Origin of the sequence: Micromonospora sp. NPDC050795 (assembly GCF_044456785.1) — a bacterium.
Classification (GTDB): Bacteria; Actinomycetota; Actinomycetes; order Mycobacteriales; family Micromonosporaceae; genus Micromonospora.
Genome location: NZ_JBITGE010000023.1, coordinates 57,853 through 84,330 on the forward strand (window position 1 = coordinate 57,853; position 26,478 = coordinate 84,330).

Here is a 26,478-nt window from a genome sequence, read left to right on the forward strand (position 1 = left end):
GCGGCGTACTCGTGACGCCGGTCCGCGGGTCGGTCCCTGCGGCAGCCCGGCAACGCGCCTGAACAACCCAGCAACTGCTCGGCGAAGCACATAGCGAGGCCTTAGAAGTTCCCACCCAGAAAGCAGGCATAAGATGCGGTATCTGAAGCGAACAGGACGATTGTCCGATCCCAGCCGAAAGGTGCAGCTGGCAACCCTGGCCATGCTGCTGGTGGCCACGACCGCGACGGCGTGCGGCGATGGCAAGGACGAGGGCGAGAAGGCGAGCGCCCCCAAGGCGCCGGCGACCATCCCGGAGCTCACCAAGGATCCGCTGACGCTCAGCTTCATCTGGTTCGACTGGCCGCCCGCCAAGGCACTGGAAGCCTTCGCCAACGCGGAGTACAAGAAGGAACGGCCGAACGCGACCATCAAGGTCAACACCGTACCGAACGCGAACTGGCACGACGCCATGTTCACCCAGTTCGCGGCGCGAAAGACCGACTTCGACATCGCGATCCTGGACTCGCAACACATCGGCGAGGCCGTGACGAACGGCAACATCCTCGACATCACCGACTTCGTCAAGAAGAACATCGACGTCACCGCCTACGACCCGTACCTCCTGGCGGCCTACGGCCAGTACCCCCAGGCAGAGACCGGCAAGCGCGACGAGAACGCCAGCCTGTACGGACTACCACTGCTGGGCGACACCTGGACGATGATCTACCGCAAGGACCTGATCGGTGACACACCACCGCAGACCTCGGACGAGATGATCGCGGCCGCCGCGAAATGCCAGACGGACAACCCTGGCGTCAGCGGGCTGGCTTTCCACCAGGCCAACGGCTCCGACGCCGCGGCCGTCACCTACAACACGGTGAACGGCGTCTACGGCGGCAACCTCTGGGACGCCAAGGCGCGCAAGATCGAGGGTGTCCTCAACGACACCGCTGGCCAGGAGGCGATGGACGTCCTGGTCAACAAGATGAAGCCGCTGACCGCCAAGGGTTCCGGCAACTGGTTCATCGACGAGGTGAACGCGGCGGTCGCCCAGGGCAAGGCCTGCATCGCGTTCAACTGGATCGCCGCGAGCGGCGGCCTGCTCGATCCGAAGCAGTCGACGCTCGGCACCAGCCGGGAGCAGATTCTCGACAAGCTGGGTTTTGCCACCCTGCCGAGCCAGAAGACGAACCTGGTCCCCCTCGGCGGCATGGGGATGCACGTGTCGGCCTACTCCGCCAAGGACAACCAGGCCGAGGCCCTGAACTTCATGGAGTGGTTCGAACGGGCTGACATCCAGAAGAAGTGGGCCGCGGCTGGTGGCGTGCCATCGCGTACGGACGCAATCCAGTCACCCGAGTTCCTCAACGCCGGGCCGTTCAACAAGGTGTACGCCGACTCGGTGCCGCGGATGCGGGACATGTGGAACGTGCCCGAGTACGCGCGCCTCGTCGACATCGAGAACACCAACGTGAACGCGGCCCTCAACGGCGCGAAGAAGCCCAAGGATGCGCTCGACGACATCGCCAAGGAGCAGCAGGGCGTGCTCGACTCCGGCAACCGCAAGGGTGGCGGCGGACTGTGAGTGACCCCGCCCCTCTGACGACCGACGATCCCGGGCAGGTGGCGTCTGCGAGGCCGCCTGCCCGGGGTCGGGCCCCTCGGCTGAGCGACCGCGGGCTCGCCGTTGCCTTCATCTCCCCCGCGATGCTGCTGCTGCTGGCCATGTCGGTGTTCCCGTTGCTGTGGGCGTTGTACCTGTCGTTCACCGACTACTCCGCCACCCGCGGAGGGCCCGCCGATTTCATCGGATTCGGGAACTACACCGCCATCCTGACGTCGGCGCAGGTCCACACGAGGGCCCTGACAACGTTGATCTACGTGGTCGGCGCGGTCGGCCTGCAGACCGTGCTCGGATTCGGTATCGCCTACCTGATCTCACGGCGCACGCATGGGCGCGGAGTGCTGACCACCCTGTTCCTGGTGCCGATGATGCTGTCGCCGGTCGTGGTCGGGTTGTTCTGGCGATTCATGCTCGACGCGCAGTTCGGCGTGGTCAACAGCATGCTCGGCTCGCTCGGTCTGGGGCAGGTGGAGTGGCTCACCCGCCAGCGGACGGCACTGCTGTCCCTGATCGTGGTGGACACCTGGCAGTGGACGCCGTTCATCATGCTCATCGCACTCGCGGGCCTCACCGCGGTTCCCAAGTACCTCTACGAGGCCGCCTCGATCGACCGGGCGTCCGAATGGTTCCGGTTCCGCACCATCACGCTGCCACTGGTGTGGCCGCTGCTCCTCATCGCCGTGATGTTCAGGGCCATCGAGGCGTTCCGGCTGTTCGACCTCGTCTACATCCTCACCAACGGAGGCCCGGGTGTCTCCACCGAGACGTTGTCGTTCCACATCTACAAGGTCGCGTTCCTGGGCTTCAACACCGGAACCGCTTCGGCGTACGGAATCCTCATGGTCCTCGTCGTCATCGTCCTCACGCAGTTCTACCTGCGCTACCTGAACAAGCTCAAGGAGGGCTGATGGCCGTCTCCGTCGACGAGGCAGTGGCCACGGGTCCTGCCCGGGATCACACGCCCCCCGCGCGCCGCCTCGGCAGCCGAGGCCGCTCCGTGCTGGAGGTCGCGCTGCTGACCGCGCTGGCCGTCGTGATGCTCTTTCCGGTGCTGTGGATGATCGAAACGTCCATCAAGGAGAACCGGGACGTCTACGCCATCCCGGCCAAGTTCTTCGACTTCAAGATCACTCTGAGTCATTACAAAGACGTGTTCGTCTCCCCCGGCGGCGGTCGCTCGGCCCTGTCCACCTCGTTCCTCAACTCTGTCGTGGTGGCCGGAGCTTCCACGGTGCTGGCCACCGTGCTGGGGGTCCCGGCGGCCTGGGCCTACTCACGCTTCGCCGTGAAGGCCAAGAAGGATCAACTGTTCTTCATCCTGTCCACGCGCTTCATGCCGCCCGTGGTGGTCGTGATCCCGATCTTCCTCATGTACCGCCAGGTCGGACTCATCGACAACAAGATCGGCCTGATCCTCATCTACACCGCGTTCAACGTCCCGTTCACGATCTGGATGATGAAGGGGTTCGTCGACGAGGTGCCCGCGGAGTACGAGGATGCCGCCATGCTCGACGGCTACACCCGTCTGCAGGCGTTCCGGCGCTTCACCCTGCCCCTGCTCGTGCCCGGCATCGCCGCGACGGCGGTCTTCGCGCTCATCTTCTCGTGGAACGAGTTCGTGTTCGCCACCTTCCTCACCTCCAGCGACGACGTCCGGACGGCCCCACCCGCCATCGCCGGCCTGATCGGCGGCACCACCACGGACTGGGGTCTCGTGGCCGCCGCCTCCGTGGTGTTCGCCCTACCGGTGCTCGTCTTCGCGTACCTGGTGCGCAAGCACCTCATCGCCGGCGTGACACTCGGGGCGGTGCGACGCTGATGGCGGGCATCGAGGTGACCGCGCTGCACAAGCGCTACCCGGACGGGACGGTCGCGGTCGAACACGTGGACCTGTCCATCGGCCACGGCGAGCTGTTCGTGATGCTCGGCCCTTCGGGTTGCGGCAAGACGACCACGCTGCGGGCCATAGCCGGCCTGGAGAGGCAGACCACGGGCGACATCCGCATCGGCGACACGCTGGTCAACGACCTGCCGCCCGCCGAGCGCGACATCGCCATGGTGTTCCAGTTCTACGCCCTCTACCCGCACCTGAAGACCCGCGACAACCTGGCGTTCCCGCTGCGGGCCGAGGGGCTGCCCAAGCAGGAGGTGCACGAGCGGGTCAACGAGGCCGCCCGGCTGATGCAGCTCGGTCCGCTCCTGGACCGGCGACCCCGCCAGCTGTCCGGCGGCGAGCAGCAGCGCGTCGCGCTCGCTCGCGCCCTGGTGCGGCGACCGCGCGCGTTCCTCATGGACGAGCCTCTCACCAACCTGGACGCGGAGCTGAGGGCGGACATGCGCACGGAGATCAAGCACCTGCAGGGCGAGCTGGGCGCCACCATGGTCTACGTCACCCACGACCAGGTCGAGGCGATGTCGCTCGGTCACCGGATCGCCATCCTCAACAAGGGCCGCGTCGAGCAGATCGGCACACCGCTGGAGGTCTACGACCGTCCGGCAAGTCTCTTCTGCGCCGCATTCATCGGCTCCCCGCCGATGAACCTCATCGAGGTGGAGGTTGCCGACGGGAAGCTGCGCGGTGAGGGCGGACTGGTCCTCGCGCCACCGCCGGGCCTGCCGCGCGACCGTCGCCTGATCGCGGGCGTCCGACCGGAGGCACTGGAAGTCACCGAACCAGGGGCGGAAGGTTCCGTCCCGGCCCGCGTGGTCTCGGCAGAGTGGCTGGGCGACGAAATCATCTACGTGGTCGACCACGGCGGCCAGCGCGACGTAAGGGTTCGGATGCCACCGACCGTCCGTTTCGCCGCGGACGCAACCGTCGGGTTGCGGCACACCGGCGGCACCCCGGCGGTCTACGACGTGAGCACGGAAGAGCTGGTGGCCTGATGGGAACCGTGGCAGCGCACGGGCTGCGCAAGTCCTTCGGAAAAGTCCAGGCCCTCGACGGGGTGACGCTGGACGTGCCGGACGGCTCGTTCTTCGTCGTGCTGGGGCCCTCCGGGGCAGGCAAGACGACGACCCTGCGAGCGATCGCCGGCCTTGACAAGCTCGACGCCGGGTCGGTGCATCTGGACGGCAGGGACGCGACCGGTGACACCCCGGCCGCACGCGACCTGGCCATGGTCTTCCAGAGTTACGCCCTCTACCCGCGACACACGGTGTACGAGAACATCGCTTCGCCGCTGCGGGCACGCCGCTGTTCGTCGAGCGAGATCGGCGCTGCCGTCGAGCAGATGTCGAACCTGCTGCACATCGAACGGTTGCTGCAGCGTCGTCCGGCGCAGTTGTCGGGTGGTGAGATGCAGCGCGTCGCCCTGGCCCGGGCGCTGGTCCGGCGTCCGCGCGCGTTCCTCATGGACGAGCCGCTGACGAATCTCGACCTCAAGCTCCGCGTCGAGATGCGCACCGAGCTCACCCGCATCCACCGCAGCCTCGGAGCGACCTTCGTCTACGTGACCAACGACCAGGTCGAGGCTCTGTCCATGGCCGACCAGGTCGCGGTCCTGAAGGAGGGGACGGTGCAACAGGTCGGAACACCGACCGAGGTGTACGAGCGCCCAGCCAACCAGTGGGTCGCGGGATTCGTCGGGAGCCCCCCGATCAGCCTGCTCGCCTGCCGTGCCGAGGGAGATCGTCTGGTCGGTGCCGAAGGCTGGACGCTGCCGCGTCCCCGCTGGACCACGGCTGAGGACGGTCGTGAGCTGATGCTGGGCCTGCGGTCGGAGGACCTGTCGGTCGAGCAGCGGGGGAACGCGTCGTTGTCGGGCGAGCTCTACGGGCTTGAGCCGCTCGGTGACCGGACGGTGGTCGACGTCCGGGTCGGGACGGAGATCCTCAAGGTCAAGGCCCGACCCACAGTCACGGGTACGCCGGGCGAGCGGGTGCTTGTCACCGTCGACCTGGACCGTGCGCACCTGTTCGACGCGGGCACCGGGGTGTCGCTGTCCGAGGCTGGGCGGTAACAGCGCCGGGCGGCGACGGCGACATGCGCCCGTACGTGGCAGTCGAGCCCCCTCTCGCCCGCGACGAGGGCGTGGGACCCATCCGTCTACGCGCACAGCGCGATCGCTGAGGCACGCCGGACATCACGAGGAAGATCACAGGAGGCGACGCGATGAGTGACCCGATGAACGTGCTGGCCCCCGAGCACCGGCGGCTCCGGATCGGCGACGCCTGGCGCGACGCCGCAAGCGGCGCCACCTTTGCCGTCGAGGACCCGGCCACCGGCAAGACGATCGCCGAGGTGGCGGACGCTGACGTCGCCGACGGGCTCGCCGCCCTGGACGCGGCGAGCAGGGCAATGGCGGAGTGGGCGGCCACCCCGCCACGGAAACGGTCAGAGTTGTTGACCGCGACGTACCGGGCACTGACCGAGCGATCCGAGGAGGTCGCCCGGCTGATCACGCTGGAGATGGGCAAGCCGCTCGCCGAGGCTCGGGGAGAGGTGGCCTACGGTGCCGAGTTCTTCCGTTGGTTCGCCGAGGAGGCGGTGCGTGTCGAGGGGCGCTACAGCATCGCTCCGGCAGGTGGATACCGCATCCTCACCGTACCGAAGCCGGTCGGACCGTGCGTCTTCGTGACGCCCTGGAACTTTCCGTTGGCCATGGGTGCCCGCAAGATCGCTCCTGCGCTGGCCGCCGGCTGCACGACGATCACCAAGCCAGCAGGTCAGACGCCCCTCACCATGCTGCTCCTGGCCCGCATCATGGAGGAGGTCGGCGTTCCCCCGGGCGTCGTCAACGTGGTGACCACCAAGCGTTCCGGCGAGGTGGTCTCCGCACTGCTGGCCGACAGTCGGACCCGCAAGCTGTCCTTCACCGGGTCGACCGAGGTCGGGCGGGTTCTGCTACGACAGGCCTCGGAGAATGTGCTGCGCACCTCCATGGAACTGGGCGGCAACGCCGCCCTGATCGTGTGCGCCGACGCCGACCTGGATGTCGCGATCGACGGTGCCATGGTGGCCAAGATGCGCAACATCGGGGAGTCCTGCATCGCGGCCAACCGGATCTACGTCGAGGAGCCGGTGCGCGAGGAGTTCACGGCGCGCTTCGCCGAGCGGATGGGCGCGCTCTCGGTGGGCCATGGTCTCGACGACGGCGTGAACGTCGGGGCGTTGATCGACGAGGCCTCGGTCACCACGATCGACGAGCTCGTCGCCGATGCGGTCGATCGCGGCGCCCGGGTCCTGGTGGGCGGCGAGCGTCCCGATGGGCCGGGCCACTTCTACCCGCCCACGGTCCTCGTCGACGTGCCCGAGGATGCGCGGATGCTGCAGGCGGAGATCTTCGGCCCGGTGGCGCCGATCATCTCGTTCACGTCCGACGACGAGGTGATGGCGAAGGCCAACGACACCGAGCACGGCCTGGCCGGATACGTCTTCACCCGTGACCTCCAGCGGGCGCTCCGGTTCGCCGAGGGGCTGGACACGGGGATGCTCGGCATCAACCGTGGTCTGATCTCGGATCCGTCAGCTCCGTTCGGCGGCGTGAAGCAGTCCGGGATCGGCAAGGAGGGGTCGCACGAGGGCGTCCTCGAGTACCTCGACCTCACCTACGTGGCGATCGACCTACCGTGACCGGCCTGCTGCCCCGGGCACCCGCCGCGCGCGTCTGCGCCACCCGGGCGGCCAACCTCGCCGACGCCGTCCCGGTCCCGCAGGTGACCTGGACGTCCACCCAGCACATCGCCGCCGACGTTCCGGAGAGGCACTGCCATGCTTGAGACCGTCCGCGGGCCACGCCAGCTGATAGTGGGCGAAGGGGTCGCGCAGAACATCCCCCGAGTGGTGGCCGAGAGCGGCTCGCGAGTCCTCATCGTGACCGACCAGGTTCTCCTGGGGCAGCCGGGCGTGGCCGAGATCGTGGCCGCCGTACGGGAGAAGGTCGAGGCCGTCGAGGTGTTCTCCGACGCGACCTCAGACGTACCTCTCTCCGATGTCGCCCTGGCCGTCTCGGCCGCAGCCGAGGTGAACGCCGACGTGATCCTCGCCATCGGGGGCGGCACGGTGATCGACCTCGCCAAAATCGTCGGCGTCATCCGGCGCCACGGTGGGACGCCGCGTGACTTCTACGGCGAGTCGAGGGTGCCGGGGCCGACGATCCCTCTCGTCGCGGTCCCCACGACGTCCGGCACCGGCTCCGAGCTCACACCCGTCTCGGTGTTGACCGACCCGGACCGCGAGCTGAAAGTCGGGGTGTCCAGCGTCCACATCGTCCCCGACTTCGCCATCGTCGACCCCGAACTCACCTACACCTGCCCGGCGACCGTCACCGCCCACTCCGGTATCGACGCGTTCTGTCACGCCGTGGAGAGCTACACCGCCCGGCCCCGGGCCCACGGACCGCGCGACCCGGTGGAGCAGGTGTTCCTCGGCCGCAACCCGATCACCGACCACTACGCGCTCCGCGCCGCGGAACGGATCGCCCGTAGCTTGCGCCGTGTCGTCAGGGACGGAAGCGACACGGCCGCGCGCGCGGACATGTCCTATGGATCCATGCTCGCCGGGATCGCCTTCTCCCACGCGGGCAACGCGGCCCCGCACGCTCTCCAGTACCCCATCGGCGCAGCCACGCACACGCCGCACGGCCTGGGCGTCGGACTGCTACTGCCCTACGCGCTGGACGCGGCCAGGGATGCCATCGCAGACCGGTTGGCCATCCTCGCCCGGGTGTGCGGGCTCGACGTCACCGACGCCTCCGACGCCGAGGCCGCAGACACGTTCCTCACCTGGCTCGACGGGCTCCTTGCCGACATCGGTATCCCTGCCACCCTGGCGGACATCGGCGTGGCACGCGCCGACCTCCCGCGCTTCGCGGAGATGGCCAGTGGTGTCACCCGCCTGATCCAGAACCACCCGGGCCCGAGCGACACCGCCAGCCTGACCGCGATCCTCGAAGCGGCCTGGACCGGGGACCGGACCCGACACGCCCTGACTCCGAGCAGAGAGTGACTGACTTCATGCCGCCTCAATCCCCCTTCGTACATCCCAGGGACTGCGCCGCCGGGCCGGGGTCAAAGACGGGCCGTAGGCCGTAGGCGTGCCGACATGCAGCGCTCTTGACACCCTCCGTACCGCTGCTTGTGCGTTCTCGGTCACCCGGTCCGTTCGATGACGCCTGCGATGCCGAGGCCGTTGCTCGCGGCGGCACCGCTACCCCAGAAGGACGAGCTGCCCGGGACGTTCGCCAGGGCATCAAGGTGCGGGTCACTGCCGTCGACCTTCGGCCCGTACTCCACACGCCACCGGCCGCCGGTGTAGCGCAGCAACAGCGTGCCCGGGTACTCGATGTACGGAGGGATGGGATTCGTGCCACTGATCCAGACATTGCCGTTCGCATCACCGGCGACGGCGTACGCCCGGCCGGCAGGCGCCGGTCCGGCCAACCGCTGCCACGTGCGACCGTCCCAGTGCAGGATGACGGGCTTGGGAGCGGTGTCGTAGTCCTGCGTGCCGACGGCCCAGGCGTCGGTCGACGAGCGGGCCCACACACCCGTCAGTTGGGTGCTGGGAGTCGACGGCAGTGCCGCCACCTGCCACGCACCGCCGACGCGCTGCACAATCATCGGCTGCGGGTAGGGGGCGTCGGCGACGTAGCGATCACCGGCGGCGAAGAGGCTTCCATCCTGAGTGCTCGAAACCGCCCGCAGAACACCGTTGTGCTGCTCCGTCCCCGGCACCGCCACCCGGTGGAACTGACGGGTGTCGCCTTCGAGGACGAGCGGCCCGGAGCCGTCGTGGCCGACGAACACCGCCCGCCCACCGCCGGTGGCCGCCACGTCCAGCAGCGTGGAAGGCACTGTCGAGCCGCCCAGCGGCGTGTGTCGCGTCCAGGTCTGGCCGTTGAAATGTCCGGCGTACGGCTCGCCGTGGACTCCGAGACCCACCGTCCAGACGTCCCCTTCGCTCGCCGCAGCCACCCTGTACAGCAGGAACGCCTCGTGTGGCAGCCGCCGTTCCGTCCACGTCCGCCCGTTCCACCGCAGCAGCGCGTAGGGCTCGTCGATCGAGTATCCGGTGTAGGTCGATGCCTGATACCCGACCGACCAGGCATCGTTCGGGCCCGTGGCGACCACGTCGGTCAACCGGCTGTCCCTGATCAGCGGCGGCACCGTCGCCTTCCACACCGACGGGATGGCGGCCACGCCTGACGTTGCCGGCAGGAGCAACCCGCTCGCCGCCACCCCGGCGAGCGTCGCCGCCGATACCCCGCGCCGTGCCAGTGATCGCATAATGGTCCCCTCCTGGATTGGTGGACGACCTTCAGCGTGGCGCTCAGCAATGGATTGCGCACACCCAGCTCGCCGCACGTAACGAAGCCGTAAGAACGGTCCCCGGCGCCGCCGTCGACGGCTGCCGGTTGACCTCCGCGCGCTACCTGGCGACGATCATTCGTACGACCATCTCGTACGCCGGCAGACCGCAGCGAATCCGACACCGAGAGGGCTCCCCGTCAGCCCGGCATGCGACGCTCAAGCTTCACGGCAATGAGCCACACCGTTGTGGCCCCCGGACACCACCGCCATCGCCGCACAAGTCCTGGCAGGACAGTCCGCCCCCAATCCCACACCCCTTGTGCCCGGAGGAACCCAGACCATGGACCACGCTTCTCAGCTCATTCAGGAGCGGAGTGCCCCGCCGGCCACGCTGGTGATCTTCGGTGCCTCCGGTGACCTGACCCGGCGTAAGCTGCTGCCCGCAATCGAGAGCCTGGCTCGGCACGAGCGGCTCCCGGACCAGTTCGCGCTGGTCGGCGTCGCGCGTACGTCGATGACCGACGAGCAGTTCGCCGAGAGCGCCCTCGGTGCACGCACCCTCACCAGCAAGCGCCAGCTCCAGAGCGGCGTGCGGTACGTGGCCGGCGGCTACGACGACCCGGAGACGTACAAGCGGCTCGTGGAGACCCTCGACGAGCTGGACGCACAGCGGGGCACGTCCGGAAACCGGCTCTTCTACCTGTCCACCCCGGCCGGGGCCTTCGAGCCGGTGATCAACGGACTGGCCGGTGTCGGGCTCAACCAGCCACGCGAAGGCTCCTTCTCCCGCCTGGTCATCGAGAAGCCGTACGGACGCGACCTGGCCACGGCCCGCGAGCTCGACGGCGTCGTGCACAGCGCGTTCGACGAGCATCAGGTCTTTCGTATCGATCACTATCTGGGCAAGGACACCGTCCAGAACGTGCTGGCGCTGCGCTTCGCGAACTCGATCTTCCAGCCCATCTGGGATCGTTCCTGGGTCGACCACGTGCAGATCACCGTCGCCGAGACCCTCGGCGTCGGCAGCCGCGGCGGCTTCTACGAGGACGCCGGCGCGATGCGGGACATCGTGCAGAACCACGTGCTCCAGGTCCTCGCGCTGGCGCTGATGGAGCCGCCGGCCTCCTTCGAGGCTGAGGGCCTGCGCAACGAGAAGGTGAAGCTGCTACAGGCGATCCGGCTCCCCACCGACCGGGACATCGCCGAGGCCGCGGTCCGGGGCCAGTACACCCGGGGCGGCACCCGCGAGGAGCTGATGGCCGGCTACCGCGAGGAGACCGGCGTCGACCCTCTGTCGCGGACCGAGACCTACGCCGCGATGCGGCTCAACGTGGACAACTGGCGCTGGGCCGGGGTGCCGTTCTACGTACGCACCGGCAAGCGCCTGCCGGCCCGGCTCACCGAGGTGGCACTGCAGTTCCAGCGGCCGCCGCACCTACCGATCCCGACCGATCAGCTCACCGGCCTCGATGCTGACGCGCTGATCCTGCGGATCCAGCCGAACGAGGGCATCTCGCTGCGCTTCGGCGCCAAAGTGCCGGGCCACTCCTTCCGGGTCCGCACCGCCACGATGGAGTTCTCCTACGACCAGACGTTCGTCGAGGAGTCCCCGGAGGCGTACGAGCGTCTGCTCCTGGACGCGCTGATCGGTGACGCGTCGCTGTTCATCCGCAGCGACGAGGTGCAGCAGTGCTGGCGGATCGTCGACCCGATCATCGACCACTGGAAGAAGGACAACTCGCCGATCCCCACCTACGAGGCCGCCTCCTGGGGGCCGACCGACGCCGACCGGCTCATCGGCCGGCACGGCCGCAAGTGGCGCAACTCCGCGTGACCTTTGCACATCGAGGGTGACCACGCTGCGGAGTCCGATCGCTCAATCTCACGATCGGCGCGCAGCGCGGTCCTCTCAGTGCCCGGCGGGCATCGTCGCTTCCCCGGGCTGGGGGATCTCACCGACGAATCGCCGGTGACCGTTACCGGCTCACCGCACCGACACACCCTCGCCGAGGCGGAGTTGACGCGAGGCATCGGCCGCCGCCGCCCGTGCCGCCTCCGGGCTGGGTGCGGCACGGGCCGCCTCGGCGATCTGGCGGCACTCGTCGAGGGTGTGCGCGGCCAGGGACTCGCGCACCGCCGGGATGCTGCGGGGCGCCATGGACAGGCTGGTGATGCCCAGACCGGCCAGCACCAGGGCGAACTGCGGATCCGCTGCGGACTCTCCACACACGCCGACTGGCTTGCCCGCCTCGACGCCCGCTGCCGCGCAGGACGCGAGGAGCGCGATCAGCGCGGGCTGCCACGGGTCGAGCAGGTCAGCGAGGTCGCCGCACATGCGGTCAGCGGCGAACGTGTACTGGCTGAGGTCGTTGGTGCCGACGCTGAGGAAGTCCGCGTGGCACAGCACCTGGTTGGCGCGCAGGGCCGCGGCCGGCACCTCGATCATCACGCCGGCGGTCGGCAGGCCGTGCTCGCGGCAGGATTCGGTGAACGCTGCCGCCTCCGTCGCCGTGGCGACCATCGGTGCCATCACCCACACGTCGGCGTCCGTCGCAGCAGCCGCCGCCGCGATAGCGGCCAACTGCGCGGTGAGCACTGACGGTGCCTGCCGCGCGACCCGCAGACCACGGATGCCCAGTGCGGGGTTGGGTTCCTCGGCCAGCCGCAGGAACGGCAGCGGCTTGTCGGCGCCGGCGTCCAGGGTGCGTACAACGATCTTGCGGCCGGGCAGCGCGGCGAAGACGTCGCGGTACGCGGCGACCTGTTCCTCGTACGACGGCGGGTCGCTGCGGTCGAGGTAGAGCATCTCGGTGCGGAACAGGCCGACCCCTTCCACCTCGCCGGTGAGGTCGCGGACGGAGCCGATGTTGGCCAGTAGCGCGACGGGATGACCGTCCGCGGTCCGCCCGGGGCCCTGGGAGCGGGCGCGGCGTTCGATCTCGGCGAGCCGCTCCGCGTTGACGGCGGTCACCGTGTCCACGGAGACGCCGGCCACCACGACACCGCTCGCGCCGTCGAGACTGGCCAACGCGCCGTCGGTCACGTCGAGGATGCCCGCGCAGCGGACCACGGCCGGGATACCGAGTGTCCGGGCCAGGATCGCGGTGTGGCTGGTCGGCCCACCCTCGGCAGTGATCAGGCCCAGCACCAGGCCCGGTTCGAGGCCGGCGGTGTCGGCGGGCGCCAGGTCGCGGGCGATGAGCAGGTACGGATGGCCAGGGTCCGGAACGCCCGGCATCGGCTGCCCCAGGCACGCCGCGACGAGGCGGTCCCGCAGGTCGTCGAGATCGCTGATCCGCTCGGCGAGGTACCCGCCCGCGGCTTCGAAGGCGGCCCGGTGCCCGGCGAGCACGTCGGTGATCGCGTGCGGGGCGTCCGCACCGCCGTCGATGGCGATGTCGGCCGCGTCGATGAGCGTCTCGTCCTGCGCCATCATGACCTGCGCGCGCAGGACCTCGGCGGCGGTCGCGTCCAGGGCGGTGTCGGCGCGACGGGTCAGGTCGGCGGCGACGGCGACGACCGCGGCCCGGACGGCGATCTTCTCGGCGTCGGGGTCAACGGTTTCCGCCAACGGCGGCAGGGCCGGAGGCGGGGCCAGCCGGTAGACCGGCCCCGCCGCACCACCGGGGCTGGCCCCGATCCCTCGGAGTTCACGCATCGAGATCGCGTTCGAGGAGGTCGGCCAGGGTGTCGACGGCGGCCTGGGCGTCGTCGCCGTCGGCCTCCAGGGTGACCTCGGTTCCCTTCTTGGCGCCGAGCGACAGCACGCCGAGCATGCTGCGGGCCGGCACGGGTTTCTTGTCGCCGGTGCGGATGGTGACCAGCACCGGCTGCTTCGCCGCCTCGGCGACGAACAGCGCCGCCGGGCGGGCGTGCAGCCCGCTGGCGGAGCCGACGAGGACTGTTCTGCTGGGCAACGGTTCCCCCTAGGGTTCGATCGTCACCTTGATCGCTTCGCCGCGCGCCACGATGCCGAAGGCGTCGAGGGTGCGGTCGAGCGGCAGGCGGTGGGTGATGAGGTCGGCGACCGGCACGGCGCCGCTGGCGATGAGTCGGAGCGCTTCCTTGTTGTGCTCCGGGCTGGAGCCGTTGGCGCCGACGATGGTCAGCTCGCGGTAGTGCACGAGGTTGGAGTCCAGGGAGATGACGGGCTTGTCCTTCGGCAGGCCGCCGAAGAAGCTGATCCGACCCTGGCGCGCGGACATCTGCACCGCCTGCTCCTGGGCGACGCCGGCGGCCGTGGCGGTGATGACGACGTCGGCACCTCGACCTTCGGTGAGTTTGAGCACCGCGTCGACGACGTCGGTCTCGGCACCGCAGATCGCCGCGTCCGGCTGGACCAGGTTGGCGGCCAGGTCGAGGCGTTCGCGGTTGAGGTCCACGAGGAACACCCGGGCCGCGCCGCGTGAACGGGCCAGGCGCACATGCAGGCAGCCGATCGGCCCGGAACCGACGACGACCACGTCGTCGCCCTCCCCCACACCCGCGAGGTTCTGGCCGTTGAGGACGCAGGCGAGGGGCTCGGCGACGGACGCCTCGGCGAAGCTGAGCCCCTCGGGGATGCGGTTGAGCCCGTCGACGGCGAGGACGTTGTGCGGCACGACCAGGTATTCGGCGAACCCCCCGTCGAAGTGGTATCCCATCGACACCTGGTTGGGGCAGACGGTCATCCGGCCGCGCCGGCACTCGGCGCACGTACCGCACGGGATGGCGGCGATGACCTGAACCCGGTCCCCCGGCCGCCAGCCCGTGACGTCGCCACCGACTTCGCTGATCTCACCGGCGATCTCGTGGCCCATGACGCGCGGCGGGGCGATGTGGTGGTGGCCGAAGCGGGAGATCTTCACGTCGGTGCCGCAGGTGGAGCAGGCGCGGACGCGGATCTTCACCTCGGCGGGGCCCGGCGTGGGCTCGGGCGCGTCCTCGATGCGGACGTCACCGGGCGCGTGGAATCGAACGACCTTCACGAGGGCTTCCCTTCGAGGATGGTGATGACGTCATCGGCGCTCGTCGACTCGCGTAGCCGCTGCGCCTGGGCGGGGTCCATCAGCACCGAGGCGAGCTGGGCGAGGATGTCCACGTGCCCGTCGCCGGCAGCGGCGATGGCGACGCAGACCCGTACGTCGAAGCCGTCCCAGTCGACGCCGTCGGGGAAGCGCAGCACCGCGAGGGCGTCGCGCTGGACGGACTCCTTGCTGTTCAGCGTGCCGTGCGGGATGGCGACGCCCTCTCCGATGTACGTGGAGACGCTCTGCTCGCGGGTGAGCATCGCGTCGACGTACGCCGGGGCGACCGCGCCGATCTCGACGAGTACCGCGCCGCAGCGGCTGATCGCCTCGTCCCGCGATCCGGCCCGCTCGTCGAGCCGGATCGCGTCACGGGCCAGCAGTTCAGCCACTCAGCTCACCACCGCGCTGTACCGCGTTCACGACCCTGGTGACGGCCGGGTCGCCGATGAACACCTGGATCGGCACGATCACCGTGTCGGGTGCGCTGACCCGGGCCCGCGCGGCGAGCCCCTGGTGGCAGACGACCACGTCCGCGTCCGCCGGGATCGAGTTGACCGGCGTGTGCTCGACGGTCACCGCGTTCTTCGCCAGTTGCCGCCGAAGTTGGCTGGCCAGCATCACGCTGCTGCCCATGCCGGCGTCGCAGGCGACGACGACCTTCTTGATCTCGGTGCCGTTGATGGTGGGCATGGATTCAGACCTCCTGCTTTGCCGACTTGTGGAGGGTCTCGTCAGGGTCGACAGCCCCTTCCTCGTCTGGACGGACAGCCGTTTCCTCGTCCGGGCCGACGGCGTCCGCGGCGGGCTCGCCGCGGCCGAAGCCGAGCAGGGCTGAGGCGACCGCGAAGGTGACGGCGGCGGCGATCACGACGCCGAGGATGACCCCGAAGTGGCCGCCCTTGGGGGTGACGGCGAGGTAGGCGAAGATGCTGCCCGGCGAGGGGGTGGCGACCAGGCCGGCGCCGGTGATCACGAAGGTGCCGACGCCGGCCGCACCCCCGGCGATCATGGCGAGGATCAGCTTCGGCTTCATCAACACGTACGGGAAGTAGATCTCGTGGATGCCGCCGAGGAACTGCACGATGATCGCGGCCGGGGCGCTGGGGCGCAGCGCGCGGGGGCCGAAGACCATGAAGGCGAGCAGCAGACCGAGGCCGGGGCCGGGGTTCGACTCGATCATGAACAGGATCGACTTGCCCTTGTCGGCCGCCTCGGCGATGCCCAGCGGGCCGAAGACGCCGTGGTTGATGGCGTTGTTGAGGAAGAGCACCTTGGCGGGTTCGACGAGTACCGAGGTCAGCGGCAGCAGGTCCTTGCCGACGAGCCAGTCGACGCCCGAGCCGGCCTGCTTGGTGAGCCACTCGACCACGGGGCCGATGCCGTAGACACCGCCGATGGCCATCCCGGCACCGATGATGCCGGCGCTGAAGTTGTCGACCAGCATCTCGAAGCCGGGGCGGATCTTGTTTTCGATCAGGCCGTCGAAGAGCCTGAGGACATACGCCGTGAGCGGCCCGATGATCATCGCGCCGAGGATCATCGGCACATCCGCGCCGACGACGAGGCCCATGGTCGCCACCGCGCCGACGACGGCGCCGCGTTGGCCGTGGACCAGCCGGCCGCCGGTGTAGCCGATGAGCACCGGTAGCAGGATGCTGATCATCGGGCCGACCAGTTCGGCCAGGGTTTTGTTGGGGATCCAGCCGGTCGGGATGAACAGGGCGGTGATCAGGCCCCAGGCGATGAACGCGCCGATGTTGGGCATGACCATCGCGGCCAGGTAGCCGCCGAGGCGTTGCACGGTGGCTTTGAGGCCCTGGCCCTTCACCTCTGGTGTGTAGGAAGAGGAGGTCACGGGGGTATCTCCTTCATCGAGGGGCGGTCCAGACGGCTGCGGGGAGAAGCTCGTCCGGCTAGGGGTGGATGGTGACGTCGTGGCGGAGCAGGTCCGCCGGACCGGGCATCCGGCTGCCGGGCAGGCTCACCGCGGCGGCGCCCCAGGCCAGACCTTCGGCGAGGGCGGCGGCACCCTGTGCGCCCGCGGCGAGGAACCCGGCGAGCAGCGCGTCGCCGGCACCGACGGTGCTACGGGGCCGGGCTACGGGGCAGGTGCCGGCGCGGACCCCTTCGGCGTCGACCAGGACGGCGCCGTCGGCGCCGAGGCTGGCCACGACGGTGCCGGCGCCCCATGCCCGCAGGCACTGAGCGGCATCGACCACATCGCCGAGGTCCTTCAGCGGGCTGCCGACCACGTCGGCCAGTTCGTCGCGGTTGGGCTTGAGCAGGGTCGCTCCGGCAAGGGCGGCCTCGCGTAGGGCAGGGCCGCTGGTGTCGACGGCGACCCTGACATCGGCAGCGCGCAGCTTCCGGCACAACTGCGCGTAGGCGTCGGCGGGCAGGCCGGGCGGGACGCTGCCGCACAGCACGACCCAGTCGGCGCCGCTGGCACGGGCGAGCACACTGTCGATCACCTCGTCGAACTCGGCGCGGCGCAGGGTCGGGCCCGGCTCGTTGATCTTGGTGACCGTGCCGTCGGGCTCGGCCAGGGTGATGTTGGAACGAGTCCTTCCGGCGATGGAGACCGCGAGAACCTCCACACCCTCCGCCTTGAGGAGGCGGATGAGCTGGTTTCCCTCGTCACCGCCGGACGGCAGCACCGCCACCGACGGCACGCCGTTGGCCAGCAGGGCACGGGACACGTTGACCCCCTTGCCGCCGGGGTCGAGGTGAGCGGTGGCAGCCCGGATGACCTCGCCCCGGGTGAGTGAGTCGACCTCCACGGCCCGGTCGAGGCTGGGGTTGAGGGTGACGGTGACGATCATGCCCGGCCCGCTCTCATGCGCGGGCCACCCGAACGCCTGTGGACTCCAGGTCACCGACCAGGTCGAGGTCGGCACGGTTGTCGGTGATGAGCAGGTCGACGTCGGCCAGCTCAGCGAATCGGGCCAGATAGTCGTTGCCGAGCTTGGTGTGGTCGGCGACCACCACCGTGCGGCGGGCCGCACGGACCATCGCCCGCTTCACCGCAGCTTCGGACGGGTCCGGGGTGGTCAGCCCCCGCTCGACCGAGATGCCGTTGGTGCCGATGAACGCGACGTCGACGTAGAGGTCCGCCAACGGTGACAGCGCCCAGTCGTCGACGGTCGCCAGGGTCTTCCCGCGGACCCGTCCGCCCAACAGCAGGACGTTGAGGTTGGCATAGGTACCGAGGGTCGTGGCGATGACCGGCGAGTTGACCACGACGGTCAGCTCTCGGTCGACCGGCAGCAGTTGGGCCAGCCGGGCGGTCGTGGTGCCGGCGTCGAGGATGATCGCGCCCTCCTCCGGCACCTCGTTCAGAGCGAGTTTGGCGATGCGCTCCTTCTCCTCGATGAGCACCGCGTCACGCGCCGCCAGCGCGGGCTCGAACCCGAGCCGTTCGACCGGAATCGCTCCACCGTGGACTCTGCGCAGCACCCCGGCCCGCTCCAGGATGGTGAGATCGCGGCGGATGGTCTCCGCCGTCACGTTGAGCCCATCAGCCAGGCCGGCCACCTCGACCCGGCCCACATCCCGGGCGATGCGAAGGATCTCCTGCTGTCGTTCCTCGGCGTACATGTTGTTTCACCGCCGTTTCGTTTTGCTTGTGCTTTGTTTACGCCCGGCTGTGAGGGAAGTCAAGAGAGTGACCACAGAAACCCACACCCGGCGCGACGGTGATGGGGTTGTCCCTACGACTTTGGCGTCCGGTTACGGCGGTGGTGGACGATCAGCGCGACCGCGCAGAGCACCGCCACCAGGCCGAACGACGAGCTGACCCACTGGTTGGCCGCCGCGTTCGAGAGCACCGCCGACGGCCTGGTCGCGGTGCCGGCCGCGGTCGGTACGGCGGTCCTCGTGGCGGTGCTCGCCGCGTTGGTCGCCGCACGTCGGGTCACCGGGACCAAGCCGATCGAGGCGCTCGGTGAGATCGCTGTCGAGCCTCGGCCTAGCGGCCGGGTGCGGCTGATCGCCGGCGTGCTGACGCTGGCGGCGCGCGGCACGCCTGCTCACACCGTTGTTGCCGCGGGTGTGGCGGGTCAGCGGCTACCTGGCTGCGGCCAATCTGCGGGCCAACGCGCAGGGCATGGCGACTGTCCTGACCGTCCTCGTGCTGTCCGTGGGGTTCGGCGGCTCGGTCTGGTTCCTGCAGACCAACCTGGAGCGGCAGACCACCACGCAGAGCAGTACGGGAACCCTCGTCCGGACGCGGGAGTGACGACGCGCTGCGACAGGGGTCCGAGGTGGACCGCCGGCTTCGAGATCCTCTGGATCTCGGCACCGGCGGACCTGACACGGTGTGGCCCCCGAGTGTGCGGCTGCCTCCAAGTCAGCAGTGCCGATCCGCTAGTGACGCCGGTCATCAGCGCACGTGACGCGGTGTTACTGGTCGCGCCCAATCTCCGGCCGGCCGTCGATGTCGGCTGCGTCGCGTTACCTCCGTCACTTCGCTTGGCATCCGGAACGTCGTTCCGTATGTTGATTACCGGAACACCGCTCCGGTTGTCGGGCAACACTGAACCGGGCGGGCTGCCACCAAACCGTGGACGTTGAACGTCTGAAGGAGCAAACAGTCATGCAGTACCGCACCTTGGGTCACACTGGTGTGCAGGTCAGCACCCTCGTACTCGGCGCAATGAACTTCGGCAAGATCGGCAACACCACCCAGGAGGACGTCGCCGCCATCGTCGACGGCGCGCTCGATGCGGGGATCAACCTCATCGACACCGCCGACGCCTACAGCGGTGGCCAGTCCGAGGAGATGGTCGGCAAGGCCATCGCCGGCCGCCGCGACGACGTCGTCCTGGCCACCAAGGCGACGCTGCCGATGGGCGACGAGCGCAACCAGCGGGGCGGCTCGCGCCGCTGGCTGGTCACCGCGCTGGAGAACAGCCTGCGCCGCCTCGGCGTCGACCACGTCGACCTCTACCAGATGCACCGGTGGGATCCGACGACCAGCGACGACGAGACGCTGTCGGCGCTGACGGACCTGCAGCGCGCGGGCAAGATCCACTACTTCGGCTCCTCGACCTTCCCTGCCTACCGCATCGTGCAGGCGCAGTGGGCCGCCCGCGAGGGGCACCTGAGCCGTTACGTGACCGAGCAGCCGAACTACTCGATCCTGCAGCGTGGCATCGAGACCCACGTGCTGCCCGCGACCCAGGAATACGGCATGGGCGTGCTGGCCTGGAGCCCGCTGGCGTCGGGCTGGCTGTCCGGGGCGATCCGCGCCGACCAGGAGATCAGCACGAACCGCTCGGGCTTCATGCAGCACCGCTTCGACGTCAGCATCCCCGCCAACCGCGCCAAGCTCGACGCCGTCGAGCAGCTCGCGAAGGTTGCCGACGAGGCTGGCCTCAGCATGATCCAGCTCGCGCTCGGCTTTGTCACCGCACACCCGGGCGTCACCAGCGCGATCATCGGTCCCCGCACCATGGACCACCTCAGCTCGCAGCTCGCCGCCGCGGACACGGTGCTCTCGGCCGACGTGCTGGACGCGATCGACGCGATCGTGGCTCCCGGCGTCGACCTCGCGGCCCACGAGAAGAACGACACCCCGCCCGCTCTGCTCGAGCCGGCGCTGCGCCGCCGCTGATCACTCGGCACGTCGGCGACCTGACGGCAGGCGGACGTACGCGTCCGCCTGCCGCTGACCCGCCGCGCCGCGTCGCGCGTTGGGTCGCGGATGAACTCATCACCCCGTCGACCGCATGACCGCCTGGCGGGCCGGTCTCGGTTGATCCGCGCAGCGGGCGGGTCAGGTGGTGGAGCGACTGATTCCGAGTGGCCGGGCACCGCCGGCCACTACGTTCAGCCGGTCGCGCGGAACGACGACCTCATGCGGTGCCGGACGGGCGTTCGCTGACCCTCTCGGCGATCGCTCGGCCCAGCTCCGCCGTCGTGCCGGTGCCCTGCAGGTCGGGGGTCAGAGGCGCCTGTCCGGGCCCGTACGCCAGGACGTCCTCGACCGCGCCGAGCAGATGGGCGGCGGCCTCCGGATGGCCGAGGTGCTCCAGCATCATCGAGCCGCACCAGATCTGGCCGATCGGGTTGGCGATGCCTTTGCCTGCGATGTCGGGTGCGGAGCCGTGCACGGGCTCGAACAGGCTCGGGTGCTCACGCTCAGGGTTGATGTTGGCGCTCGGGGCGATGCCGAGTGTGCCGGTGCAGGCCGGGCCGAGGTCGGAGAGGATGTCGCCGAACAGGTTGCTGGCCACGACCACGTCGAACCACTCCGGATGGAGCACGAACTGCGCCGCGAGCGCGTCGATGTGGAACTTGTCCAGGCGAACGTCGGGGAACCGCTCGCCCATCGCGGCCACCCGCTCGTCCCAGTACGGCATGGAGATGGAGATGCCGTTGCTCTTGGTGGCGGACGTCAGGTGCCGTTTCGGGCGACGGTTGGCCAGCTCGAAGGCGAAGCGCAGGACACGGTCGACGCCGATGCGGGTCATGATCGTCTCCTGCAGGACGGTTTCCCGGTCGGTGCCCTCGAAGATCCGCCCACCCACGCTGGAGTACTCGCCCTCGGTGTTCTCCCGGACGACGACGAAGTCGATGTCGCCCGGGAGCCGACCGGCCAGGGGGCTACGGACGCCGGGCATGAGCCGGCAGGGGCGCAGGTTCACGTACTGGTCGAAGACCCGCCGGAACCGCAGGAGGCTGCCCCAGAGCGAGACATGGTCGGGCACGACCTCCGGCCAGCCCACCGCGCCGAAGTAGATGGCGTCGTAGCCACGCAGCGTCTGTTCCCAGTCGGGCGGCAGCATGTCGCCGTGCCGCTGCCAGTAGTCGGCGCTGGCGAAGTCGAAGCTGTCGAAGTCGAGCGTCAGGCCGAAACGGCTCGCCGTGGCGTGCAGCGCGTCGAGGCCGGCCGGCACGACCTCCTTGCCGATGCCGTCACCGGGGATGACGGCGATCCGGTGCGTGGTCACGGCACCTCCCGAAGCGCTGCGAGGCCGCCCTGCGAGTCCTCGAGTGCGATGCGCTCCGCGGCGGCGGAGTCACCCGCGCGGAGCGCCCGGACCAGCGCCCGATGGCTGGTGTATCGCTCCAGGCCGAACGTGTTGTCCTCCGCCACCCGTTGCAGAAGCAGCTCGCGACGCTGCGGGCGGGAGAACACGCGGCTCTGCTCGAGCATCCGGATCAGCACCGGGTTGTGCGCGCAGGCGCTGACCGTGTCGTTGAACTGCTGCATGCTGTCGAGCAGCTCGGTGAGGTGCCGTTCGACCGGCCCGCCCTGCCCCGACCGCTCCTTGAGGAGGATCAGCAGGTCGTCGGCGCGGTCGAGAATGGCGTCCAGCGCGTCGAGCTGCTCGGCGGTGGCGTGTCGGGCGGCGAAGCGGGCGACGAGGCCACGCAGGCCGACCTCCACCTCGGCGAGGTCGTCGATGGCGGCGTCGCGGATGGCGGCGACCAGCACGGTACGCGGGCCGATCCGCTCGATCAGCCCGTCGAGCTCCAGCCGGCGTAGGGCCTCGCGGACCGGTGTCGGGCTGACCGCGAGGCGCTCGGCCATGCCGCGCTCGGTGACCTTTTCTCCCGGCGCGAGTTCGCCGGTGGCGATCGCGGTGCGGACCTGTCGGTACGCCTGATCGGCGAGCGTCCCGGCTGTCGTCATGGACGCACTCTAGCGCATGACACAGCAAGTTCGTTTGCAACTGTTGACGAGTTTGCTACAGCAATTTAACGTGACCGGGGACACAAGGAGGTGGACGTGTGTCCAACCGGCGGATCACGTTCTTCATAGCCCTCGCACTCTTCGCGCAGGAGTCGACCTGGAACTTCTATGACAATCAGGTGCCCGTGCTGCTGCGCGAGCACGTGGCGAGCGCGGCGCTCGTGGGCGCGCTGATGGGGATGGACAACCTGCTGGGAATCTTCATCCAGCCCTGGATTGGCAACCGGTCCGACAACACCCGGACCCGGTGGGGGCGGCGAATCCCGTACCTCGCGGTGGGCATGCCCCTGGCCGCGCTGGTCTTCGTCCTCCTGCCGTGGACCACGTCGCTGGCCACGCTGGTCGTGGTGATGTTCTGTTACGCGCTGATCGCCAACACCACACGACCGCTGGCGGAGTCGTTGGTGCCGGACTTCCTGCCCCCGCAACGGCGCAGCCGGGCGAACGCCGTCGTGAAGATCGCGACCGCACTGACCATCATCGTCGCGTCGCTGATCAGCCTGCTCGTGGTGGACGAGCATCCAAGGGCGGCCTTCGTCATCCCGTCGGTGATCATGCTGGCCGCCACGGTCGTGCTGCTGGCCAACGTGCGCGACAGCCAGTCGGCGGCCTACCAGGCCGCGGTGGCCGAGGAGGCCTCCGCCGGTCCGGCCGCGGTCAGCCAACCGCTGCGGCAGATCGTCGCCGGACTGTTCACCGACCAGGACCGCCGCCGGCTCCTGCTGCTGCTGACCGTCCTGCTCTTCGGCGGGGCATGGTTCGCCTCACGGTCGCTGATCACGCCGTACGGCATGGAGGCGCTGGGCCTCAGCCGCGGCGAGGCGGGCGGGCTCACCCTGCCCAGCGGCATCGTCTACGTGGCTGCGGCCTATCCGGCCGCGCTGCTGGCCGAGCGCTTCGGACGACTGCGGATCATCGCCGTGGGCATCACCGTCTTCGCCGTCGCGCTGGCGGCGGGCGCCATCGTGCAGACCGCCACCAGTACGGTCGTCGCGTTCTGCGTGGCCTCGGCCGGCGCCGCCGCCTTCACGATCAACGCGGCGGTGGCGCTGTGGAACCTGGCACCGTCCAGCCGGGTGTTCGGGGCCTACACCGGCCTGTACGCGGTCACCTGGTACCTGGGCGGTTTCGGCGGCCCCGCCCTGATCGGCGCGGTGATCGACCTGGTCGGCTGGGACGGGATGCTGCTCTACATCGCCGTGCTCGCCGTACTCGCCGTGCTCGTTGTCGTACGTCTCGAACGCCTGCAGCGTGTGCACCGGGCCAACCGGGCCGTCACCCTCACCGGAAGCGAATGATGTCGACCATCCTCATCACCACTGACTACCTCGCCCCCGGCGACGAGGTGGACACCTACCTGACCGGGCTCGGCTTCACGACGCGGCACGACCCCATGCGGGGACCACGCCGGCCGGAGCAGCTGATCGCGGCCCTGGCCGGCGTCGAGGGGGCGCTGATCGCCAACGAGCCGATGAGCGCGGAGGTGCTGCGTCAGGCATCGGACCTGCGCGCCGTGGTGCGTACCGGAGTGGGGTACGACTCCGTCGACGTGGCCGCCGCCGGGCGGCTCGGGATCAGCGTGAGCAACCTGCCCGGGATCAACGCCAACGCGGTGGCCGAGTACACCATGGGGTTGCTGCTCGCCCAGGCCCGGCACCTGGTGCCGATGGCCGCCGGGGTGGCCGCCGGCGGCTGGCCCCGCACCGACGGCCACGAGCTGCGCGGCAGGACGCTCGGTCTGATCGGGCGGGGCGCGGTGGCCCAGCGGGTGGCGCCGCTGGCCGCCGCCTTCGGCATGACGGTGCTGTGCACCGGCAGCCTGCCCACGCCGGTCGCCCGGGTCACGCTCGACGAGTTGCTGCGCGACGCCGACTTCGTGTCGGTCCACACCGCACTGACCCCGCTCACGCGCCATCTCATCGACAGCGCAGCGTTGGGCCGGATGAAGCCGGGCGCACACCTGATCAACACCGCACGCGGGCCGCTCGTCGACGAGGTCGCCCTGGTCGAGGCGGTCCGGTCCGGCCGGTTGGCGGGCGCAGCCCTCGACGTGGTGGACGTGGAGCCGCTGCCCGCCGACAGCATCCTGCGCGGCGTGGCCGGCATCACTGTCTACTCGCACATGGCCGGGCAGACTGCCGAGGCCCGGCTGGCCGCGGGGATGGAGGGTGCCAAGGAACTCGTCGCCGCCCTGGATGGCCGGCCGGCCCACTCGCTCACCGAACTGAAGGAGCCGGCATGACCACCAGGACAGCGGACGCGGACGTGATGGTGATCGGCGCAGGCCTCGCCGGGCTGGTGGCCACCGCCGAACTCGTCACCGCCGGCCGGTCCGTCCTGCTGCTCGACCAGGAGCCCGAGCAGAGCCTCGGCGGCCAGGCGTTCTGGTCGTTCGGCGGGCTGTTCCTGGTCGACTCACCCGAGCAGCGCCGGATGGGCATCCGCGACTCGACCGAGCTCGCCTGGCAGGACTGGCAGGGCAGCGCCGGGTTCGACCGCCCCGAGGACGCGTGGCCACGGCGCTGGGCCGAGGCGTACGTCGACTTTGCCGCCGGCGAGAAACGCGCGTGGTTGCGGGGTCTCGGCGTCAAGATGTTCCCCATCGTCGGCTGGGCCGAGCGTGGGGGCTACGACGCCACCGGACACGGCAACTCGGTGCCCCGCTTCCACGTCACCTGGGGTACCGGGCCGGGCCTGCTCGAACCCTTCATCGCGATCGTGCGGGAGGCCGCCGGACGCGGCCTCGTCCGGTTCGCCTTCCGGCACCGGGTCGACGCACTGACCGTCAGCGACGGCGCGGTGGTGGGCGCCACCGGTCACGTCCTGGAGCCCAGCGACGCCGCCCGCGGCACCGCCAGCTCGCGGGAGGAGATCGGCGACTTCGCCTACACCGCGCAAGCCGTCATCGTCACCTCCGGCGGCATCGGCGGCAACCACGACCTGGTCCGCCGCAACTGGCCCACACGGCTCGGCACCCCGCCCACACACATGATCAGCGGCGTGCCCGCCCACGTGGACGGCCGCATGGTGACCATCACGCAGGACGCCGGCGGCGCCGTGATCAACCCCGACCGGATGTGGCACTACGTCGAGGGCATCCAGAACTGGAACCCCATCTGGGACAAGCACGGCATCAGGATTCTGCCCGGGCCGTCCTCCGTCTGGCTCGATGCGCGCGGACGACGGCTGCCGGTGCCGCTCTACCCCGGATTCGACACCCTCGGCACGCTCGCCCACCTGCGCACCACCGGCCACGACCACAGCTGGTTCATTCTCACCCAGAAGATCATCGAGAAGGAGTTCGCGCTCTCCGGCTCCGAGCAGAACCCGGACCTGACCGGTCGCAGCGTCAAACAGGTACTCGGCCGCCTCCGTGGCGGCGCACCGGCACCGGTGGAGGCATTCAAGCAGCAGGGCGCCGACTTCGTCGTGGCCAACCGGCTGGACGAGCTGGTGAAGGGCATGAACGCGCTCACCGACGAGCCTCTGCTCGACCCGCTCGACATCCAGCGCACGATCGAGGCACGCGACCGGGAGCTGACCAACAGCTTCACCAAGGACATGCAGATCGCCGCCATCCGCAACTTCCGAAACTACCGGGGTGACCGGCTCATGCGGACCGCGGCGCCGCACCGGTTCCTCGACCCGAAGGCCGGGCCGCTGATCGCCGTGCGCCTGCATGTGCTCACCCGCAAGACCCTGGGCGGCCTGCACACCGACCTCGACGGTCGGGTGCTGGACGGCACCGGCCAGCCGGTGCCCGGGCTCTACGCCGCCGGCGAGGCCAGTGGATTCGGCGGTGGCGGCATGCACGGCTACCGCGCGCTGGAAGGCACCTTCCTGGGCGGCTGCCTCTTCTCCGGCCGCCAGGCCGGCCGCGCCGTGGCCACCACCGTCGGATGACCGGCTCG

26 protein-coding genes are annotated in these 26,478 nt (G+C 69.7%); 14 read left to right on the forward strand and 12 right to left on the reverse strand.

Annotated elements, in window-relative coordinates; genetic code table 11:
- Positions 1-181 precede the first annotated feature (181 nt).
- From ACIBEF_RS20750 to ACIBEF_RS20785, 8 genes are all read left to right on the forward strand, one after another.
- The gene (locus ACIBEF_RS20750; protein WP_396794847.1) at positions 182-1,567 is read left to right on the forward strand and encodes an extracellular solute-binding protein; all 1,386 of its coding nucleotides are present in this window, start codon (positions 182-184) and stop codon (positions 1,565-1,567) included.
- Between the two features lie 38 nt (positions 1,568-1,605).
- Complete coding sequence (locus tag ACIBEF_RS20755) at positions 1,606-2,514, forward strand: sugar ABC transporter permease (protein ID WP_357260678.1); 909 nt, start codon at positions 1,606-1,608, stop codon at positions 2,512-2,514.
- Complete coding sequence (locus tag ACIBEF_RS20760) at positions 2,514-3,425, forward strand: carbohydrate ABC transporter permease (protein ID WP_396794848.1); 912 nt, start codon at positions 2,514-2,516, stop codon at positions 3,423-3,425. The genes ACIBEF_RS20755 and ACIBEF_RS20760 overlap by 1 nt, the downstream gene beginning before the upstream one ends.
- Positions 3,425-4,492, forward strand: a complete 1,068-nt coding sequence (locus ACIBEF_RS20765; protein WP_396794849.1) for an ABC transporter ATP-binding protein — start codon at positions 3,425-3,427, stop codon at positions 4,490-4,492. Before ACIBEF_RS20760 ends, ACIBEF_RS20765 begins: the two co-directional genes overlap by 1 nt.
- Complete coding sequence (locus ACIBEF_RS20770; protein ID WP_396794850.1) at positions 4,492-5,568, forward strand: ABC transporter ATP-binding protein; 1,077 nt, start codon at positions 4,492-4,494, stop codon at positions 5,566-5,568. Before ACIBEF_RS20765 ends, ACIBEF_RS20770 begins: the two co-directional genes overlap by 1 nt.
- A 152-nt stretch (positions 5,569-5,720) precedes the next feature.
- A complete protein-coding gene (locus ACIBEF_RS20775) occupies positions 5,721-7,181 on the forward strand; it encodes an NAD-dependent succinate-semialdehyde dehydrogenase (RefSeq protein ID WP_396794851.1) in 1,461 nt (486 codons plus the stop codon).
- Positions 7,178-7,327: a hypothetical protein gene (locus ACIBEF_RS20780; protein WP_396794852.1), complete on the forward strand. Its 150-nt coding sequence runs from the start codon at positions 7,178-7,180 to the stop codon at positions 7,325-7,327. The genes ACIBEF_RS20775 and ACIBEF_RS20780 overlap by 4 nt, the downstream gene beginning before the upstream one ends.
- Complete coding sequence (locus tag ACIBEF_RS20785) at positions 7,320-8,555, forward strand: iron-containing alcohol dehydrogenase (protein ID WP_396794853.1); 1,236 nt, start codon at positions 7,320-7,322, stop codon at positions 8,553-8,555. Before ACIBEF_RS20780 ends, ACIBEF_RS20785 begins: the two co-directional genes overlap by 8 nt.
- A gap of 143 nt (positions 8,556-8,698) precedes the next feature.
- Here the strand turns inward: ACIBEF_RS20785 and ACIBEF_RS20790 are convergent, their stop codons facing one another.
- The gene (locus ACIBEF_RS20790) at positions 8,699-9,835 is read right to left on the reverse strand and encodes a hypothetical protein (RefSeq protein ID WP_396794854.1); all 1,137 of its coding nucleotides are present in this window, start codon (positions 9,833-9,835) and stop codon (positions 8,699-8,701) included.
- Positions 9,836-10,199: 364 nt separating this feature from the next.
- Between ACIBEF_RS20790 and zwf the strand changes: the two genes are divergently transcribed.
- Positions 10,200-11,693: a glucose-6-phosphate dehydrogenase gene (gene zwf, locus ACIBEF_RS20795; RefSeq protein WP_396794855.1), complete on the forward strand. Its 1,494-nt coding sequence runs from the start codon at positions 10,200-10,202 to the stop codon at positions 11,691-11,693.
- 150 nt (positions 11,694-11,843) lie between these two features.
- On the opposite strand, the gene ptsP is transcribed toward zwf, so the two are convergent.
- The 9 genes from ptsP to ACIBEF_RS20840 form a co-directional block, all read right to left on the reverse strand.
- A complete protein-coding gene (gene ptsP, locus ACIBEF_RS20800) occupies positions 11,844-13,517 on the reverse strand; it encodes a phosphoenolpyruvate--protein phosphotransferase (RefSeq protein WP_396794856.1) in 1,674 nt (557 codons plus the stop codon).
- A complete protein-coding gene (locus ACIBEF_RS20805; RefSeq protein WP_357203559.1) occupies positions 13,510-13,776 on the reverse strand; it encodes an HPr family phosphocarrier protein in 267 nt (88 codons plus the stop codon). The genes ptsP and ACIBEF_RS20805 overlap by 8 nt, the downstream gene beginning before the upstream one ends.
- Positions 13,777-13,785: 9 nt before the next feature.
- On the reverse strand, positions 13,786-14,826 hold the full coding sequence (locus ACIBEF_RS20810; protein WP_396794857.1) for a zinc-dependent dehydrogenase: 1,041 nt from the start codon (positions 14,824-14,826) through the stop codon (positions 13,786-13,788).
- Positions 14,823-15,257 carry a PTS sugar transporter subunit IIA gene (locus ACIBEF_RS20815; RefSeq protein ID WP_396794858.1) on the reverse strand — a complete coding sequence of 145 codons (435 nt, stop codon included), beginning with the start codon at positions 15,255-15,257 and terminating at the stop codon, positions 14,823-14,825. The genes ACIBEF_RS20810 and ACIBEF_RS20815 overlap by 4 nt, the downstream gene beginning before the upstream one ends.
- Positions 15,250-15,558, reverse strand: coding sequence for a PTS lactose transporter subunit IIB (locus tag ACIBEF_RS20820; RefSeq protein WP_357203568.1), 309 nt, complete (start codon positions 15,556-15,558; stop codon positions 15,250-15,252). The genes ACIBEF_RS20815 and ACIBEF_RS20820 overlap by 8 nt, the downstream gene beginning before the upstream one ends.
- 4 nt (positions 15,559-15,562) lie before the next feature.
- Entirely contained in the window at positions 15,563-16,723 is a 1,161-nt protein-coding gene (gene mtlA / locus ACIBEF_RS20825; RefSeq protein ID WP_396794859.1) for a mannitol-specific PTS transporter subunit IIC, read from the reverse strand.
- Between the two features lie 58 nt (positions 16,724-16,781).
- Positions 16,782-17,690 carry a 1-phosphofructokinase gene (pfkB, locus tag ACIBEF_RS20830; protein ID WP_396794860.1) on the reverse strand — a complete coding sequence of 303 codons (909 nt, stop codon included), beginning with the start codon at positions 17,688-17,690 and terminating at the stop codon, positions 16,782-16,784.
- A gap of 13 nt (positions 17,691-17,703) precedes the next feature.
- On the reverse strand, positions 17,704-18,465 hold the full coding sequence (locus ACIBEF_RS20835) for a DeoR/GlpR family DNA-binding transcription regulator (RefSeq protein ID WP_396794861.1): 762 nt from the start codon (positions 18,463-18,465) through the stop codon (positions 17,704-17,706).
- 113 nt (positions 18,466-18,578) lie between these two features.
- Positions 18,579-18,785, reverse strand: coding sequence for a hypothetical protein (locus tag ACIBEF_RS20840; RefSeq protein ID WP_396794862.1), 207 nt, complete (start codon positions 18,783-18,785; stop codon positions 18,579-18,581).
- A gap of 119 nt (positions 18,786-18,904) precedes the next feature.
- Between ACIBEF_RS20840 and ACIBEF_RS20845 the strand changes: the two genes are divergently transcribed.
- Complete coding sequence (locus tag ACIBEF_RS20845) at positions 18,905-19,105, forward strand: hypothetical protein (protein WP_396794863.1); 201 nt, start codon at positions 18,905-18,907, stop codon at positions 19,103-19,105.
- Between the two features lie 357 nt (positions 19,106-19,462).
- The gene (locus ACIBEF_RS20850) at positions 19,463-20,482 is read left to right on the forward strand and encodes an aldo/keto reductase (RefSeq protein ID WP_396794864.1); all 1,020 of its coding nucleotides are present in this window, start codon (positions 19,463-19,465) and stop codon (positions 20,480-20,482) included.
- A gap of 241 nt (positions 20,483-20,723) precedes the next feature.
- Here the strand turns inward: ACIBEF_RS20850 and ACIBEF_RS20855 are convergent, their stop codons facing one another.
- Together ACIBEF_RS20855 and ACIBEF_RS20860 are read right to left on the reverse strand one after the other, a co-directional pair.
- Positions 20,724-21,821 (reverse strand): tartrate dehydrogenase, encoded by a 1,098-nt coding sequence (locus ACIBEF_RS20855; RefSeq protein WP_396794865.1) that lies wholly within the window; start codon positions 21,819-21,821, stop codon positions 20,724-20,726.
- Positions 21,818-22,507, reverse strand: coding sequence for a GntR family transcriptional regulator (locus ACIBEF_RS20860; protein ID WP_393224064.1), 690 nt, complete (start codon positions 22,505-22,507; stop codon positions 21,818-21,820). Before ACIBEF_RS20860 ends, ACIBEF_RS20855 begins: the two co-directional genes overlap by 4 nt.
- Positions 22,508-22,605: 98 nt before the next feature.
- On the opposite strand from ACIBEF_RS20860, the gene ACIBEF_RS20865 reads away from it, so the two are divergent.
- The 3 genes from ACIBEF_RS20865 to ACIBEF_RS20875 are packed head-to-tail and all read left to right on the forward strand — an operon-like array spanning position 22,606 to position 26,470.
- Positions 22,606-23,865, forward strand: a complete 1,260-nt coding sequence (locus ACIBEF_RS20865) for an MFS transporter (protein WP_396794866.1) — start codon at positions 22,606-22,608, stop codon at positions 23,863-23,865.
- Positions 23,865-24,809, forward strand: coding sequence for a phosphoglycerate dehydrogenase (locus tag ACIBEF_RS20870; protein WP_396794867.1), 945 nt, complete (start codon positions 23,865-23,867; stop codon positions 24,807-24,809). Before ACIBEF_RS20865 ends, ACIBEF_RS20870 begins: the two co-directional genes overlap by 1 nt.
- Positions 24,806-26,470, forward strand: coding sequence for an FAD-binding dehydrogenase (locus ACIBEF_RS20875; protein ID WP_396794868.1), 1,665 nt, complete (start codon positions 24,806-24,808; stop codon positions 26,468-26,470). Before ACIBEF_RS20870 ends, ACIBEF_RS20875 begins: the two co-directional genes overlap by 4 nt.
- Positions 26,471-26,478: the final 8 nt, after the last annotated feature.